Source organism: Acinetobacter sp. RF15B, assembly GCF_007558235.1.
Classification (GTDB): Bacteria; Pseudomonadota; Gammaproteobacteria; order Pseudomonadales; family Moraxellaceae; genus Acinetobacter; species Acinetobacter lwoffii_C.
In genome coordinates this window covers 1-13,708 of the sequence record NZ_VLSR01000014.1, presented here as the reverse complement: position 1 = coordinate 13,708, position 13,708 = coordinate 1, and the positions used below count along the sequence as shown (strand labels likewise).

The 13,708-nt window shown below is 43.7% G+C and carries 14 protein-coding genes and 1 pseudogene; 11 read left to right on the top strand and 4 right to left on the bottom strand.

Annotated elements, in window-relative coordinates; all coding sequences use genetic code 11:
• The 6 genes and pseudogenes from nuoM to E2K74_RS10630 all read left to right on the top strand — a co-directional run bounded on the left by nuoM (window position 1) and on the right by E2K74_RS10630 (window position 5,722).
• Window positions 1–1,617: an NADH-quinone oxidoreductase subunit M gene (nuoM, locus tag E2K74_RS10655; RefSeq protein WP_151207520.1), complete on the top strand. Its 1,617-nt coding sequence runs from the start codon at window positions 1–3 to the stop codon at window positions 1,615–1,617.
• A gap of 3 nt (window positions 1,618–1,620) precedes the next feature.
• Complete coding sequence (nuoN, locus tag E2K74_RS10650) at window positions 1,621–3,165, top strand: NADH-quinone oxidoreductase subunit NuoN (protein WP_151207518.1); 1,545 nt, start codon at window positions 1,621–1,623, stop codon at window positions 3,163–3,165.
• Window positions 3,166–3,287: 122 nt separating this feature from the next.
• A complete protein-coding gene (gene upp / locus E2K74_RS10645) occupies window positions 3,288–3,923 on the top strand; it encodes a uracil phosphoribosyltransferase (RefSeq protein WP_151203447.1) in 636 nt (211 codons plus the stop codon).
• An 83-nt stretch (window positions 3,924–4,006) separates the two neighbouring features.
• The gene (locus E2K74_RS10640; protein ID WP_151203448.1) at window positions 4,007–4,300 is read left to right on the top strand and encodes a cold shock domain-containing protein; all 294 of its coding nucleotides are present in this window, start codon (window positions 4,007–4,009) and stop codon (window positions 4,298–4,300) included.
• A 206-nt stretch (window positions 4,301–4,506) separates the two neighbouring features.
• Window positions 4,507–4,869 (top strand): hypothetical protein, encoded by a 363-nt coding sequence (locus E2K74_RS10635; protein WP_151207516.1) that lies wholly within the window; start codon window positions 4,507–4,509, stop codon window positions 4,867–4,869.
• A gap of 147 nt (window positions 4,870–5,016) precedes the next feature.
• Window positions 5,017–5,722: pseudogene (locus E2K74_RS10630) on the top strand (cold shock domain-containing protein).
• Between the two features lie 39 nt (window positions 5,723–5,761).
• Here the strand turns inward: E2K74_RS10630 and gigC are convergent.
• A complete protein-coding gene (gigC, locus tag E2K74_RS10625) occupies window positions 5,762–6,640 on the bottom strand; it encodes a LysR family transcriptional regulator GigC (RefSeq protein ID WP_151207514.1) in 879 nt (292 codons plus the stop codon).
• Between the two features lie 85 nt (window positions 6,641–6,725).
• Here gigC and E2K74_RS10620 point away from each other — a divergent pair, with 85 nt between their 5' ends.
• Entirely contained in the window at window positions 6,726–7,487 is a 762-nt protein-coding gene (locus E2K74_RS10620) for a ferredoxin--NADP reductase (protein WP_151207512.1), read from the top strand.
• An 84-nt stretch (window positions 7,488–7,571) separates the two neighbouring features.
• Here E2K74_RS10620 and E2K74_RS10615 read toward each other — a convergent pair whose 3' ends face one another.
• Complete coding sequence (locus E2K74_RS10615; protein WP_151203461.1) at window positions 7,572–7,994, bottom strand: hypothetical protein; 423 nt, start codon at window positions 7,992–7,994, stop codon at window positions 7,572–7,574.
• 425 nt (window positions 7,995–8,419) lie between these two features.
• Between E2K74_RS10615 and E2K74_RS10610 the strand changes: the two genes are divergently transcribed.
• The 4 genes from E2K74_RS10610 (at window position 8,420) to E2K74_RS14540 (ending at window position 11,289) form a co-directional block, all read left to right on the top strand.
• On the top strand, window positions 8,420–8,716 hold the full coding sequence (locus E2K74_RS10610; protein WP_151207556.1) for a hypothetical protein: 297 nt from the start codon (window positions 8,420–8,422) through the stop codon (window positions 8,714–8,716).
• A 191-nt stretch (window positions 8,717–8,907) separates the two neighbouring features.
• Window positions 8,908–10,755 (top strand): mechanosensitive ion channel, encoded by a 1,848-nt coding sequence (locus tag E2K74_RS10605; RefSeq protein WP_151203452.1) that lies wholly within the window; start codon window positions 8,908–8,910, stop codon window positions 10,753–10,755.
• A gap of 70 nt (window positions 10,756–10,825) precedes the next feature.
• Complete coding sequence (locus E2K74_RS10600) at window positions 10,826–11,005, top strand: hypothetical protein (protein ID WP_151207510.1); 180 nt, start codon at window positions 10,826–10,828, stop codon at window positions 11,003–11,005.
• A gap of 125 nt (window positions 11,006–11,130) precedes the next feature.
• Window positions 11,131–11,289 (top strand): hypothetical protein, encoded by a 159-nt coding sequence (locus E2K74_RS14540; RefSeq protein ID WP_153228203.1) that lies wholly within the window; start codon window positions 11,131–11,133, stop codon window positions 11,287–11,289.
• Window positions 11,290–11,355: 66 nt separating this feature from the next.
• Here E2K74_RS14540 and E2K74_RS10595 read toward each other — a convergent pair whose 3' ends face one another.
• Both E2K74_RS10595 and E2K74_RS10590 read right to left on the bottom strand, forming a co-directional pair.
• The gene (locus E2K74_RS10595) at window positions 11,356–12,555 is read right to left on the bottom strand and encodes an NAD(P)/FAD-dependent oxidoreductase (RefSeq protein ID WP_151207508.1); all 1,200 of its coding nucleotides are present in this window, start codon (window positions 12,553–12,555) and stop codon (window positions 11,356–11,358) included.
• 150 nt (window positions 12,556–12,705) lie between these two features.
• Window positions 12,706–13,578 carry a 1-aminocyclopropane-1-carboxylate deaminase/D-cysteine desulfhydrase gene (locus tag E2K74_RS10590; RefSeq protein ID WP_151203454.1) on the bottom strand — a complete coding sequence of 291 codons (873 nt, stop codon included), beginning with the start codon at window positions 13,576–13,578 and terminating at the stop codon, window positions 12,706–12,708.
• Window positions 13,579–13,708 lie beyond the last annotated feature (130 nt).

Here is a 13,708-nt window from a genome sequence, read left to right as displayed (position 1 = left end):
ATGGAAGCTCCAAACAATATTATTTTGCCGGCTCTGATCCTCATTCCGTTCATTGCAGGTTTTGTGTGCTGGTTGGTCGATAAACTCGACCAACACCTGCCACGCTATATTGCCTTAATTGGTATGCTGGTGACGCTGGTTTTGACCATCGTCCTCTGGCAGTCTGGTACTTATAACTATGAACTTGGCGGTGCAAACCCTTCGTGGGCAGCCGAGTTCAAATTACCTTGGATTCAAACTCTGGGGATTAACATTCACCTGGCAGTAGATGGTCTATCACTGCTGATGGTCGGCTTAACTGCACTTCTGGGTGTACTGGCAGTCGGCTGTTCGTGGGGTGAAATTCAGAAGAACGTTGGTTTCTTCCACTTAAACCTCTTATGGTCTCTGGGTGGGGTGATCGGTGTTTTCCTTGCGATTGACATGTTCCTGTTCTTCTTCTTCTGGGAGATGATGCTGGTTCCGATCTATTTCTTGATTGCACTTTGGGGGCATAAGGGAGCAGAAGGTAAATCGCGCGTTTATGCGGCAAACAAGTTCTTCATCTATACGCAAGTTGCTGGTTTGGTCATGTTGATTGGTATCCTGGGTCTGGTGACCGTAGGTTTCAACATGACTGGCGAAATTCGTTTCGACTACAACTACCTGATGGGGGTGGCGAATACGCTTGATGCACAGGCTCCAGCAGTTGCTTATGCCTTTATGATCTGTTTATTCATCGGCTTTGCGGTAAAACTTCCAGTTTTCCCATTACATGGCTGGTTACCAGATGCACATGCGCAAGCACCTACAGCGGGTTCGGTAGACCTTGCCGGTATCCTGATCAAGACAGCAGCTTACGGTTTACTTCGTTTTGTGATTCCATTCTTCCCGGCAGCTTCTGCACAATTTGCAGACTTCGCGATCATTCTGGGTCTGATTGGTATCTTCTACGGTGCCTGGTGTGCATTCCGGCAAACAGATATGAAACGTCTGTTGGCGTACACCTCTATTTCGCACATGGGCTTCGTATTACTGGCGATTTATGCAGGTAATATTCTGACCTTCCAGGGTCTGATGATCATGATGCTGGCTCACGGTCTGTCTTCTGCTGCACTGTTCATTATGTGTGGTCAAGTCTACGAACGTGTGCATACTCGTGATATGCGTTTGATGGGCGGTATGCGTGGTCAGTTCCCTTATCTTGCATTCTTCCTGATGTTCTTCATTGCGGCGCTTGTGGGTATTCCTGGTCTGGGTAACTTTATTGGTGAATTCCTGATCCTGATGGGGTCTTTCAACAAATTCCCGACATTTACCATCATTGCTGCAATCAGCTTGGTGTTCGCAGGTCTGTACGGTTTAATCCTGATTCACAAGGCATTGTTCGGTACACCAAACGAAGAGCAAAAACAGCACTATACACATCCACTGAAAGATTTGAACGCGCGTGAAGTAGTGATTCTGCTGATCTGTGCGCTTGGTCTTGTATGGCTTGGTCTATACCCACAAAGCTTCCTTGATGTTTCAAACTCAAGCATGGCGTGGTTAGCAAATAGCTACATTCCAGTTCAAGAAGTTGTTGAAGTGGTTGCTGAACAAGCACCGATTCAACTTGAAAATGTGGAGATCCAATAAGCCATGAACTTCACAATGTCTTTTTCTGAGCTTATGCCGTTAGCACCTGTGATGATCGTGGCATTAACTGCGATCGCGGTCATGTTGTTGACTGCAATTAAGCGTAACCATAACTTAGTTGCGACTACGGCCGTAGTGGGTTTAAACCTAGCTGCGTTCTATATCGTCTTTGTTTTATTGGCGGGTAAATTTGCACCTGCCAATATCATGAACATGTTCATCGTAGATCCGTTTACGATGCTGTACCAGTTCATGATTCTGATTGCTGCACTGGCATGTTGTACTTTGTCACATGCTTATATCGAAACCTATAAAGATAACCGTGAAGAGCTGTATATCCTGATGCTGGCATCTGTTGCAGGTGCAATGCTTATGGTAGCAAGTTCTCACTATGCCTCTTTCTTTATCAGCCTTGAGTTAATGTCGATCCCTGTTTACGGCTTGCTGGCCTATACACATCAGCGTTCTCAATCGCTTGAAGCAGGTGTGAAATATCTGGTGCTTTCGGCAACTGCTTCTGCAATGTTGTTGATGGGTATGGCATATATCTATGCTTATACAGGTTCTTTAAGCTTTGTTGGCGAACCAGGCAAGTTATTGAGCGTCTTCAACCAACCAGCAGTTGTGGTGGGTCTGGCATTTATTATATTTGCCGTTGGCTTCAAGTTATCACTTGCGCCGTTCCACAAATGGACACCAGATGTCTATGCCGGTGCTCCAGCGCCGATTGCGACTTTCCTGGCGACAGTTGCAAAAGTGGCAACGCTGGGTCTGTTTGCACGTTACGTCCTGTCTTCAGGCTTGTTACTGTCTGATAGTTTCATTACGATTCTGACTGTGATTGCGGTACTGTCGATTCTGGTCGGTAACTTGCTGGCGGTAAAGCAAGTGAATTTAAAGCGTATCCTGGCCTACTCTTCAATTGCTCACTTTGGTTATATCCTGGTGGCGATTGTTACGGCACGTAATACTGACTTCTTGCAAGTACAAGGTTTTGCGACTTTTGAAAGCTTGAACGTGTATGTCATTACTTATGTATTGACCACAGTAGGTGCCTTCGGTGTAGTGACCTTGATGTCCAGCCCGTATAACAATACTGACGAAGCAGGCAGCCTGGCGGAATACCGCGGTCTGTTCTGGCGCCGTCCGGTATTGACAGCGGTATTAACTGTCATGATGTTATCGCTGGCAGGTATCCCGTTAACGGCTGGTTTCATTGGTAAGTTCCTGGTGATTAAAACTGCAGTTGCAGGCGAGGCTTGGTTCCTTGCAGCAATGGTCATTCTGGGTTCAGGTATCGGTCTGTACTACTACTTGCGTGTTATGGTGGTGATGTATATGACTCCACCAGAAACGCCGCGTATCGATGCGGTGAATCACTGGGGCCAGAAAGTGGGCGGTATCATGGTACTGGCAGTGGCATTACTGGTGTTGGTATTGGGTGTCTACCCGGATCCAATGATTGCAATCTCCAAGTTTGCATTCTTTGCCCTGTCGCCTGAATTACAGCAGTTTATTTTCACTTTGGTGCAAAGTGGTTTTAACTGATTTCGTGCCTGACTAAGCTATTACAAAAAAGCCTCCATGATTGGGGGCTTTTTTATTTATAAAAATTAACAAAAGCCTCTATAATGGTAGAAATTTAGTTTTACCCTTTTAGGTGTTTTCCCGTGGCTATCCATGAAATTCGTCATCCTTTGATCCGACATAAATTAGGTCTGCTTCGTCGTGCCGATATCAGCACGAAAAATTTCCGTGAGCTGGCACAAGAAGTAACCATGTTGCTGACCTATGAAGCAACCAAAGATTTACCAATGGTTGAGCATAAAATTGACGGTTGGGATGGTGCAGTCAAAGTTGACCGCATTGCGGGTAAAAAAATCACCGTTGTGCCGATTTTGCGTGCAGGAATTGGGATGCTGGATGGTTTCCTGAATCTGATTCCAAGTGCCAAAGTATCTGTACTGGGGCTGGAACGCGATGAAGAAACACTGGAAGCGCGTACCTATTATAAAAAACTGGTTCCAGATGTACAAAACCGGATTGCCATGATCATTGATCCAATGCTGGCGACAGGTTCATCACTGGTTGCGGCAATTGATGTACTTAAAGAAAATGGCTGTAAAGATATTCGGGTCATGGTGCTGGTGGCGGCGCCTGAAGGGATTAAGCGGGTTGAAGAAGCACATCCGGATGTGGTGATTTTCACTGCTGCCATTGATAAAGGCTTAGATCACAATGGTTATATTGTGCCGGGTCTAGGTGATGCCGGTGACAAGATTTTTGGTTCAGTTCAAAAAGACTAATGGTTAAAAATGCACAGGAAAGGGGCTTTTAGGGCCTCTTTTTTATATACTGAATACTGACAGAAGCAGAGTAGGGGATGTTTATGACTTCCGAGCAATATCAAGGAAAAGTACAGCAGTACAATCCAGAAAAAGGATTTGGTTTTATTTCTTCACCTGAAGGTGAGATATTTTTTCATATCTCGGATTTCCCTGCTGACTCAGGTGAACCGAAACGCAATGACCGGGTAAAATTTAATGTAGTTCAAAATGGAGATCGCTACAAAGCCATCAAAATTGAACGTGTAGAAGACAAATCCAAGAAAGCCAAAAAAGCCAAAGCGGTAGCAGTCAATACTTCGATTACCTCAGCCCTATTGTCGAATTTAAAGCGTTAATTTTGCTTGGAAAATATATCCAGAAGGAGGCTTTAGAGCCTCTTTTTTTATTTGAGTATTACGCTAACGTGATTTGTAGGAGCTTGTGTAATCCAAGTTCTGTATAGCGTTACTAAAACAATAAAATACTCACCAAAGCTCAACAATATCCTTTAAACCTTTCCATATAAAATACGCATCTGTTGAATGATCTAGGGACATATGTCATGTTTACAGATGGAAGAATTAAAACCTACGATGTCAGATGTGGGACTGGAACAATTGAGCTCATAGAAAAGCCGCAAGAGCTAGATTTTCGCTTACAGAATCTACCTTCCTCTGAGATCACGCCACAAGTCGGGGAGCGACTTAAATTTAGAATAATTGAAGAGCAGAATAGGATTCAACTGGACAATATGGTACGTCTGGATATTAAGCGTCAGGAAGAGTTGGTCTCTGAAGTGGTTGCGCTGCCGTCTCTAGCTCCTGCAGCGATGGTTACTCCAGTACGCCATACTATTTTCTTTAGCCCCACACTCTGGTTGGCGCTGGTAACAGCGATCGGTTTTATAATTTTTGGAGAAATTTAAGTTAGGTATAAACCGTCCTATTATAATTTTACTAAGCTATTTGTCTCATCATTCAAATACAAAAGCATCGTACGGTGCTTTTTTATTTGAGAGTTTTAAAGGATTTCTGAATATAATTACTCAAAATATCAAATACAAGAGCTGCTTATGTTTCAAGAGGGGAAGATCAAAACTTATAATCAAGAACGTGGTTTTGGTTTTATCGAAATTGAAGGGGAAGCAAAAGATTTATTTTTCCACATAAAAGATTTCCCAAACAAAAATGTTTTACCGAAAATTGGTGAAAAGTTAAAGTTTCTAATTGTGGAGGATCAAGGCAAGTTTAAAGCGGATCATATTGTTCGCTTAGATATTTCATATCAAAAGACGCCTTCACCCAGTGTCAGTCAACATAATGATCTTCAGGTAGAAAGAGCAACACTCTATCATCCGCCTAAAAAGCCAGCGTTATCTAAACTGTTTATCAGTATAGGCATAGTTATTATCGTCATACTTGCTGTATTGGCTTATGGAAAATACCAAAACTATAAAATACAAAAGCAACAGCAACTTGAGTATTTAATACAAGAACAAAAAAAGGCTGGTTTCAGAACAACGTGCAGCCTTAAGTAATTTACCTGAACAAGGCCTAAGCGAACAAGCTAAGAAGAATTTAGAGGTATCCACCAATACCCCTCTTAGAAGTACTACTTCCTCCACTTCAGTGTCGTCACCTTATCAGTGTGATGGCAGAACCCACTGTAGCCAGATGCACTCTTATGATGAAGCGATATTCTTTTTGCGACATTGCCCTGGTACCCAGATGGATGGAGATAGTGACGGTATTCCTTGTGAACATCAGTTTTACCGTTAAAAAAAGCGCCCTTCGGCGCTTTTTTATTTCAACAAAATTCTAAGCTTCACAGAACTTCATAAAGGCCTTAAGACCCGGGCCTTGATATTTCTGACGGTGCACCAGCATAAACAGGGGGCGGGTCAGTGACCAGAATGGGGTGTCCAGAATTACCAGATGACCTTTTTCGAGCAAAGGCTCAACCGCCAGTTTGGAAATACAGGACATGCCAATCCCACCTGCGACAATTTTTAAAATCGCTTCATTATGACCCAGCGTCAAGCGGATTTTGGCATCAGGAACATCTTTTAAAATCGCATTGTCAAAGACCTCACGCGTCCCTGAACCTTCTTCACGCAAGATCCACTCTACAGACTTGAAATCTTTTGCCGTTAAGGCACGGTCAAGCTGTGCCAAAGGGTGATCGGGTGCACAGCAGACGGCCAGTTCATCATTACGCCAAGGGATGCATTGCAGCTGTGGCAGATGACAAGAACCTTCAATTAAGGCCAGATCCAGCTGGAACTGATTGACGGCTTCGATCATCTGTCTGGTATTTCCCACTTGCAGCTGTAAGTGCGCTTGGGGCTGAATTTTTAAGAAACCTGCCATCAGATCAGGCATTAAATAATCTGAAATAGTGAGTGTCGCACCCAGACGCAGATCGATACTCTGTAACTCGCCTTGAGCTGCTTGTTCAAATGTCTCACAACGGCCCAGAATTTCTAGGGCTTGCGGGAGTAAAAAACGGCCCAAATCATTCAGTTGTAAACGTTTTCCGAGCCGATCAAACAAAGGTGCCCCAAGGCCATCTTCTAAATCTGCTAAAGCCATACTCGCCGCACTTTGGGTGAGTTTGACTGCATCACTGGCTTTGGTGACGGTGCCTTCTTGAGCAACTGCTACAAAAACAGCCAGCTGGCGTAAAGTCATGCGCATGAATAGAGCCTTAACATTTAAAAAATATTAATAAATTATAGGGTCATGCTACCATGAGCATAGTCTTTGATGCCACGTTTGAATCATGTCTATTGAAAAATTTAGCCTGGAAAAGGTTTTATCTGTACACCGTTGGACCAATACGCTGTTTAGTTTCACTATGACACGCCCTGCGCATTTTAAATTTACTGCCGGGCAGTTTGCGCGTATTGGCTTAAAGGTCGGAGATCATCTGGTCGTTCGAGCCTATTCAGTCGTGTCATCACCTTTTGATGAGACCCTGGAATTTTTCTCGATTGTGGTGCCGGAGGGGGCATTTACCTCGCATTTGCAGCATTTAAAAGTTGGAGATGAGCTGTATCTGGAAAAAATCCCTTATGGTTTTTTGACGCTTGCACGTTATCAGTTGCCACTGCCTAAAGACTTATGGCTGTTGGGGACGGGAACTGGACTTGCGCCATTTCTTTCAATGCTACAGGACTTTGAAACCTGGATTAAATATGAAAATATTTATCTGGTATATAGCGTGCGTACCGAAGCTGAATTGGCTTATGTGACGCGTATCCAGGAAATTGCTGAAACTTTTGGTGAGGGTCATCGCGGCTTTAAATTTATTCCGATTATTACCCGCGATCCACATGCCGCTTTGCATGATCGTTTACCCGTACTGATTAAAAATGGTCAGCTTGAGAAAGCGGCGGGACTCGAATTTAATCCGGCCAGTAGCCATATTATGCTCTGTGGAAACCCGCAAATGGTAGAAGATACTAAAGAGGCGCTTAAAGCTCGAGGTCTGAGCATGAACCGTCGTGGTGAAGGAAATATTGCAGTAGAGAATTACTGGTAAGTACTTTACTTCCTCCTTTGGAAAAAGAAACAAGCTTTTTGGTATAAAAAAACCTCCAATTGGAGGTTTTCTGCTCTTCAACACTTAGTGGACAAACATATCCATAAAATCGCGGATTTCCTGAATCGCGCTATCGACATCGGTTGTTAGCCAGGTCGGCTCAAAGAAGCCTGCATAATGTTCAATCCGCTCAGCAGGTACGACCAAACGCACCGGGCAATCCTCTTCCAGTAAACGCCACGGAATAATGGGAACTTCATTGTCCAGCCACGCCACCACATTTCGCACATCAATCACCATGGCATTGATGCAATCAGGAAAGGGCATGACCGACATTTCCTCGGTACGGCGACGGAAATATTCCAGGTCTTGCCAGCGTAGCAAATAGCCCGGCTTGCTAAACTCAATAATTCCAATCAGATGCTGATCACGAGTATAGTGCAAAGCACACTGATGTGTAATATCAGTGTCAAGATCAAGCGATACACTCTGTTGACGATACGCCATAAAGCTCGAATGCATGAAAAATAAGGTCAATGATTATAGCTTATTTTAAGCAAAGTCGCAGGTCTATTCATTACTAGCGATCTGGGCATGACCTGGACGGGAGCAAAGAGGAGATGGGAAGGATTTTTAGTCTCCCTTATCTATGAAGAATCTGGGCTTACAGCTATCAGTAAAAGTATCCTAAGGGATGGTTGCAACACCGCTTGCCCAGCCCATCTAGGTTATCACACAAAAAAATCATTCAAATTCTCAAAACGTTTAACCTCCTTTAAAAACCGAATTCCTGTGCTCAAAAATCAGACTCATTCTTTTGATACATAGAACTTACATCCCGTCACTATCTCACCATGTTTTGTCACAGAAGTGTCGCTAACTGCTTGTTATGATAAAAATCTACTTATGAATAAGAAATAGTGAGGATGGTCATGGGCAATGATTTTAATAACAAACCACCTTCAAATCATCAGGACGAAGTTACACAGAAAAAACGTATCCCCGTCTATATTTTGATTTTAGTCGGTATCTTTTTGCTCGCCGTATTATTTTATATGTTTGCGGATATGGAGCCAGATTCCCCTGCGGAACGGCCTAATACGCCTGTACCAGCGACGACAGCTCCTACGAGTACTGGCCCGAACACAGGCGGTGAAAGTACCGAGGCGACAGCGACTGATACAGAAGCGACTGCAACGGCAACTGATACTGCACAGGCTAATCAATAAGGTACAGATCAAAAAAGCTCTGGTTAATCACTGGGGCTTTTTTAATGGATTGTGGTGTTTTCTAAGCTCTGCATATCCAGAGCGTCTGAATAGATAAAGTCTAGGTTGTATAAGGAAGAAGCCAAGTATTTAAAACTCTAAGGCTTTCAAATTCAGATAAATAGCGTGATAACAAAGAGGGCATAAAACACATGAATGATTATATGAGAGGTCCACGCGGGGGCTATGATGCCATGTACTATTGGGATCAGTTTCATCCCATAATCAGTGCAGTTGCCATATTAATTGTTGGCTGGATCATTGCACTACTGGTTTCTGCAGGAATTAAGAAGCTTTTGCAGAAGCTCGGGACAAATAGGCATCTGAGTACCGCAACCGGACATCGCTCCAACATGGAAAGCATCATTGCCCGGGTCGTCTTTTGGCTGATTCTGATCATTGCTGTGATAGGTGCATTTAATGTGCTGAACCTGACAGGGATCAGTGACCCCTTCAGTAGCATGATTCAGCAGTTCTTGCTATTTATTCCACAATTGCTGGCCGCTATTGCAGTCGGCTTCATTGGTTGGATAGTGGCAAATCTGGTGAAAATGGGTTTGCAGAAAGTGCTGAACCGTACCCAACTGGATGAAAAGCTCAGTGCAGAAGTTGGCGTCAGTCCAATTAGCCAGAATATCAGTGAAATTGTTTACTGGTTAATTTTATTACTATTCTTGCCAATTGTATTGTCGATCCTCGGGCTAGACGGCCTGTTATTGCCAGTTCAGAACATGGTGACAGACGTTGTCAGTTATCTTCCGAATATTTTCATTGCTGCAGTCATTGTATTTGTCGGTTATATTCTGGCAAAAATTGTCCGCGGTATTGTGGAAGGTTTGCTGAACAGTCTGAATGTACAGCATCAGGCTGAAAAAGTCGGGATCTTCAAGAACTCGAATGTCGCTCAGGTGCTGGGTTCATTTGTCTTTGCAGTGGTGATTATCACATCGCTGATCATTGCCTTTGAAGCGCTTGGAATTGAAGCGATTTCTGAGCCGGCAACTGCCATGCTGTATGAAATCATGCATGCCATTCCAAATATTATTGCGGCAGCCCTGATTCTGATCTTGGCTTATGTGGTTTCTAAACTGGTAGCACGTCTGGTCACAGAAGTTGTTGCAGGCACAGGTGTCGATGAAATTCCAGCCAAGCTTGATGTACAACGTTTCTTTGGTAGCACTAAACTTTCCAATGTGGTGGGTTACCTGATCATTCTGTTTACCATGCTGTTCGCGGTTTCTGAAGCCGCCAACCGTCTTGGCTTTGAACAGATCAGTGGTCTGATTGCCATGTTTATCTATTTTGGTGCGAATATTCTGCTGGGTGCGGTGATTCTGGTCATCGGTTTCTGGCTGGCCAATATCGTGGCAAATATTGTACAACGTGGTGAATATAACAGTTCACGCTGGTTAGCTAATCTGGTACGTGTCCTGATCATGGGACTGGTTATTGCCATGGGTCTGCGTGCAATGGGCATCGCAGATTCTATCGTGAACCTGGCATTTGGTCTGACGCTGGGTGCGGTAGCTGTGGCCTTTGCCTTGGCTTTTGGTCTGGGTGGTCGCCAGCCAGCAGAGCGTGTCTTGACTGATCTGATTGACAAGGCAAAACGTGAAGCCAAAGAACCGAATCCAGTCAAGGATAAAGCTGAAAATAGCATGTTTTCAGGATTAGGCGCCAAGACTGCTACAACAGGTACAAGTGTCGCCGATAGGGCAGGTACGACAGGTTCTGCATTCACCACCCCGGGAGCTACTGGTTCAGATTCAGATCCTAACGATCTGTCGAATACGACACCAGCAACGCTCACTACTGCACCACTACAAGATGATGATGCATCTATTGATTCGGTCACTCCAGATGCCGATCAGGCCGTCCCGGACTCAGTCAAAGTTGATCCGGCTCATCCGCCAGCCAATAATCCATTTGGCTCAACAGGTGAGGACGAACCTGGTATAGATATTGATCATTCCACTCAGAAAAAAGATGACCTGAAATAACCTGGTCAGGACCAACAGAATCGGCCACGCTTAAGTGGCCGATTTTGCTAGTGAAAAAAGGGAAATAATTATGGCAAAAGCACCGAATAAGTTTTTAGCGCCCGTGGTTATTGCTGGAATTACTGTAGGCTTTTTAGCAGGGGCACGCCGGTTTATTTTTGTAAAATCACGACGTGCTAAAAGCAGGCAAAATGAAAATCAAGTCCACTCACCAGAAGGTAAGGATGAGGAAATGCAAAATAATGATTGAAATTAATACTGTATTTGGTATTTTTCATAAGAGTGATATATGAAATATTACTTAAAATATAGATACTTAAATTTAATATTCTTGTCATGTAAAGTATTTAAATTAAGTTCAAAGGAATGAAAATAATGAGGGTAATTTCAATGCTAAATAATTTATGGACGACATTCACAGACACAGTACAGCAACCACAGCATATTGCAGAAGCTGTAGAAAAAATGGATCTGACGATTGAACGTCTTTCTTCTCTAGACGTTCTATTGTTTCAAACAGACTATCTTGAATAAAGTTGCAGATAAAAGATAAAAGAGCTGAATGATTCGGCTCTTTTTTTATGTCTGGATTTGAATGGATTAAACGTACTCTGAGGCAGCATGCGCAGAAGCCCAGGCCCATTGGAAGTTGAAGCCACCCAAATGGCCGGTGACATCCAGAACTTCACCTACAAAATACAGACCTTTTTGCTTCTTGCTTTCCATGGTTTTGGAAGATACTTCGGTGGTATCCACACCGCCTAAAGTGACTTCGGCAGTACGGTAACCCTCGGTTCCTGACGGCTTTAATTCAAAGCCCTGTATACGCTTGGCAATCTGCTCCAGCTTGTCATCACTGAGATTACCAATAGGGGTATCGGCGACCTCAGCCCAGACCAGATTTTGTAGTTCAATCACGACACTTTTCGGCAGATGTTCACTTAATAAAGTGCGGAGTAAAACTTTAGGTTGTCCCTGTTTTTTACGCTTGAAGAAATTAATCAAATCCATACTCGGTAAAAAGTCGACCTTAAAGCTTTGGCCCACATCCCAGTAGTTGGACAATTGCAGGGAGCTGGGACCACTTAAACCGCGATGGGTAAATAACAGCGCTTCGGTAAAGCTGTTTAAATCATTGGATAAGGTTGCTTCAATGGCGTTGCCACTCAGACGGGTGGTAACTTCTTTAAAATGATCCGAGAAGGTAAAAGGCACCAGACCGGCACGAGTTGGATAGACATGATGGCCAAACTGTTTGGCAATCTCGTAGCCGATTCCTGAACCTCCTAAGGTCGGAATCGACAGGCCGCCAGACGCCACTACCACAGACTCTACTTCAAAATAGCCCAGAGAGGTAGCCACCTGAAAACCTTGCTCTGCGACCGTATTCACTGCTTTTACTTCACAACTGGTCTTAATCTCAACCAGACCGGTCTTATCACACTCTGCCAGCAGCATTGACAGGATTTCTTTGGCTCCATTTAAGGTAAACAGCTGTCCATGTTTGCGTTCTTCATATTCGATGCCATATTCACAGACCAAACCAATAAAATCCCAGTTGCTATAACGGCTTAGAGCTGAAATCACAAAATGCGGATTATGTGAAATATAATTACTTGTTTCGATATACAGGTTGGTGAAATTACATTTTCCGCCACCCGACATTAAAATTTTCTTACCGACCTTGTTGGCCTTTTCGACGACCAGCACTTTGCGACCACGTTGTGCAGCCATATACGCCGTCATTAAACCTGAAGCACCGGCACCTATGACTAAAACATCGTATTGCTTGGAAGACATGACACACTCAAGGGAGAAGAAAAGGAAAGCATTATAGACAATTTTATTTCAGCTTTCTCTATTCATACTGAGCTAAAAGCTGAATCGTGGAGGCTGAACCGCTATTGATCTAAAATACTTTTAAAAGATGAGGAAATGAACGCTATGAATTTAGGAGCAGATTTTAAGGTTCTTAGCTTGTAAACCCCCTGTATGAATGACCAGCAGTTTTGATCCAGCCGGGAAATATCCTTGCGTAATGAGCTCAAAGAGACCCATCAGCATTTTTCCGGTATAGACCTGTTCCAGAGGAATATCATATTTAGCTTCAAAATCTTGAATAAACTGGATAAGGGCAGGCGTGGTTTTGGCATATCCCCCGCAGCAATAATCATCGAGAATGGACCAGTTCTTTTTTACTGTGAATTTGGCAACCTCATCTTTTAGAAAATCACCTTTCAAGGCAGAAAATCCTAATAACTGCTGGTGAGGATGACTGGCTTCAATCAGACCTGTTAAGGTGCCTCCTGTACCCACTGCACAGCAGATGACATCAAACTGTTCATCGTCTGGTCTTAAAATTTCCCGACAGCCTTGAATGGCCAAGGTATTGGTGCCGCCTTCAGGAATCAGATAATGTTCAGAAAATTGTTGCGTCAGCTCTTGCAAATAGTCAGGTTGATGCCGGCGCTGATATTCCTCACGGCTGACAAAGTGCAGCTGCATACCGAGCTCTTGTGCCAGTGCCAAAGTCGGATTTAGTTCTTTATCTTTTAATTCTGCACCACGGATAATACCGACACTTTTAAAATTAAACTGATGTGCGGCAAAAGCCGTAGCTGCAATATGATTGGAGTAAGCACCACCAAAGGTCAATAGTTGGTGATAACCGGCTCGTTGCGCTTCAAGAAAGTTATATTTCAGCTTAAAAAATTTATTGCCTGATATATGAGGATGCACCAGATCCAGACGGCGCACCGTCACCGAAATATTCTGAATTAAAAAGTGCTGATCTGGAATAGTATGGGCAAGAGCGTCAAACATAAGCATCTTAGATTAGCATTTGAAGTGCAACACCATGTTGTTGCCATAATACCTGACTCGGACTTTTAAAGCCGAGTCTTTTTCTTGGACGATGATTCAAGCGTTGAGTAATTTCTGCAATATAGGCATC

What these genes read in the sequence shown, in the direction of transcription:
- nuoM (WP_151207520.1), top strand. Translation starts at nt 1, where the DNA reads ATGGAAGCTCCAAACAATATTATTTTGCCGGCTCTGATCCTCATTCCG.
- nuoN (WP_151207518.1), top strand. Translation starts at nt 1,621, where the DNA reads ATGAACTTCACAATGTCTTTTTCTGAGCTTATGCCGTTAGCACCTGTG.
- E2K74_RS10640 (WP_151203448.1), top strand. Translation starts at nt 4,007, where the DNA reads ATGACTTCCGAGCAATATCAAGGAAAAGTACAGCAGTACAATCCAGAA.
- E2K74_RS10635 (WP_151207516.1), top strand. Translation starts at nt 4,507, where the DNA reads ATGTTTACAGATGGAAGAATTAAAACCTACGATGTCAGATGTGGGACT.
- gigC (WP_151207514.1), bottom strand. Translation starts at nt 6,640, where the DNA reads ATGCGCATGACTTTACGCCAGCTGGCTGTTTTTGTAGCAGTTGCTCAA.
- E2K74_RS10620 (WP_151207512.1), top strand. Translation starts at nt 6,726, where the DNA reads ATGTCTATTGAAAAATTTAGCCTGGAAAAGGTTTTATCTGTACACCGT.
- E2K74_RS10615 (WP_151203461.1), bottom strand. Translation starts at nt 7,994, where the DNA reads ATGGCGTATCGTCAACAGAGTGTATCGCTTGATCTTGACACTGATATT.
- E2K74_RS10610 (WP_151207556.1), top strand. Translation starts at nt 8,420, where the DNA reads ATGGGCAATGATTTTAATAACAAACCACCTTCAAATCATCAGGACGAA.
- E2K74_RS10605 (WP_151203452.1), top strand. Translation starts at nt 8,908, where the DNA reads ATGAATGATTATATGAGAGGTCCACGCGGGGGCTATGATGCCATGTAC.
- E2K74_RS10600 (WP_151207510.1), top strand. Translation starts at nt 10,826, where the DNA reads ATGGCAAAAGCACCGAATAAGTTTTTAGCGCCCGTGGTTATTGCTGGA.
- E2K74_RS14540 (WP_153228203.1), top strand. Translation starts at nt 11,131, where the DNA reads ATGAGGGTAATTTCAATGCTAAATAATTTATGGACGACATTCACAGAC.
- E2K74_RS10595 (WP_151207508.1), bottom strand. Translation starts at nt 12,555, where the DNA reads ATGTCTTCCAAGCAATACGATGTTTTAGTCATAGGTGCCGGTGCTTCA.
- E2K74_RS10590 (WP_151203454.1), bottom strand. Translation starts at nt 13,578, where the DNA reads ATGTTTGACGCTCTTGCCCATACTATTCCAGATCAGCACTTTTTAATT.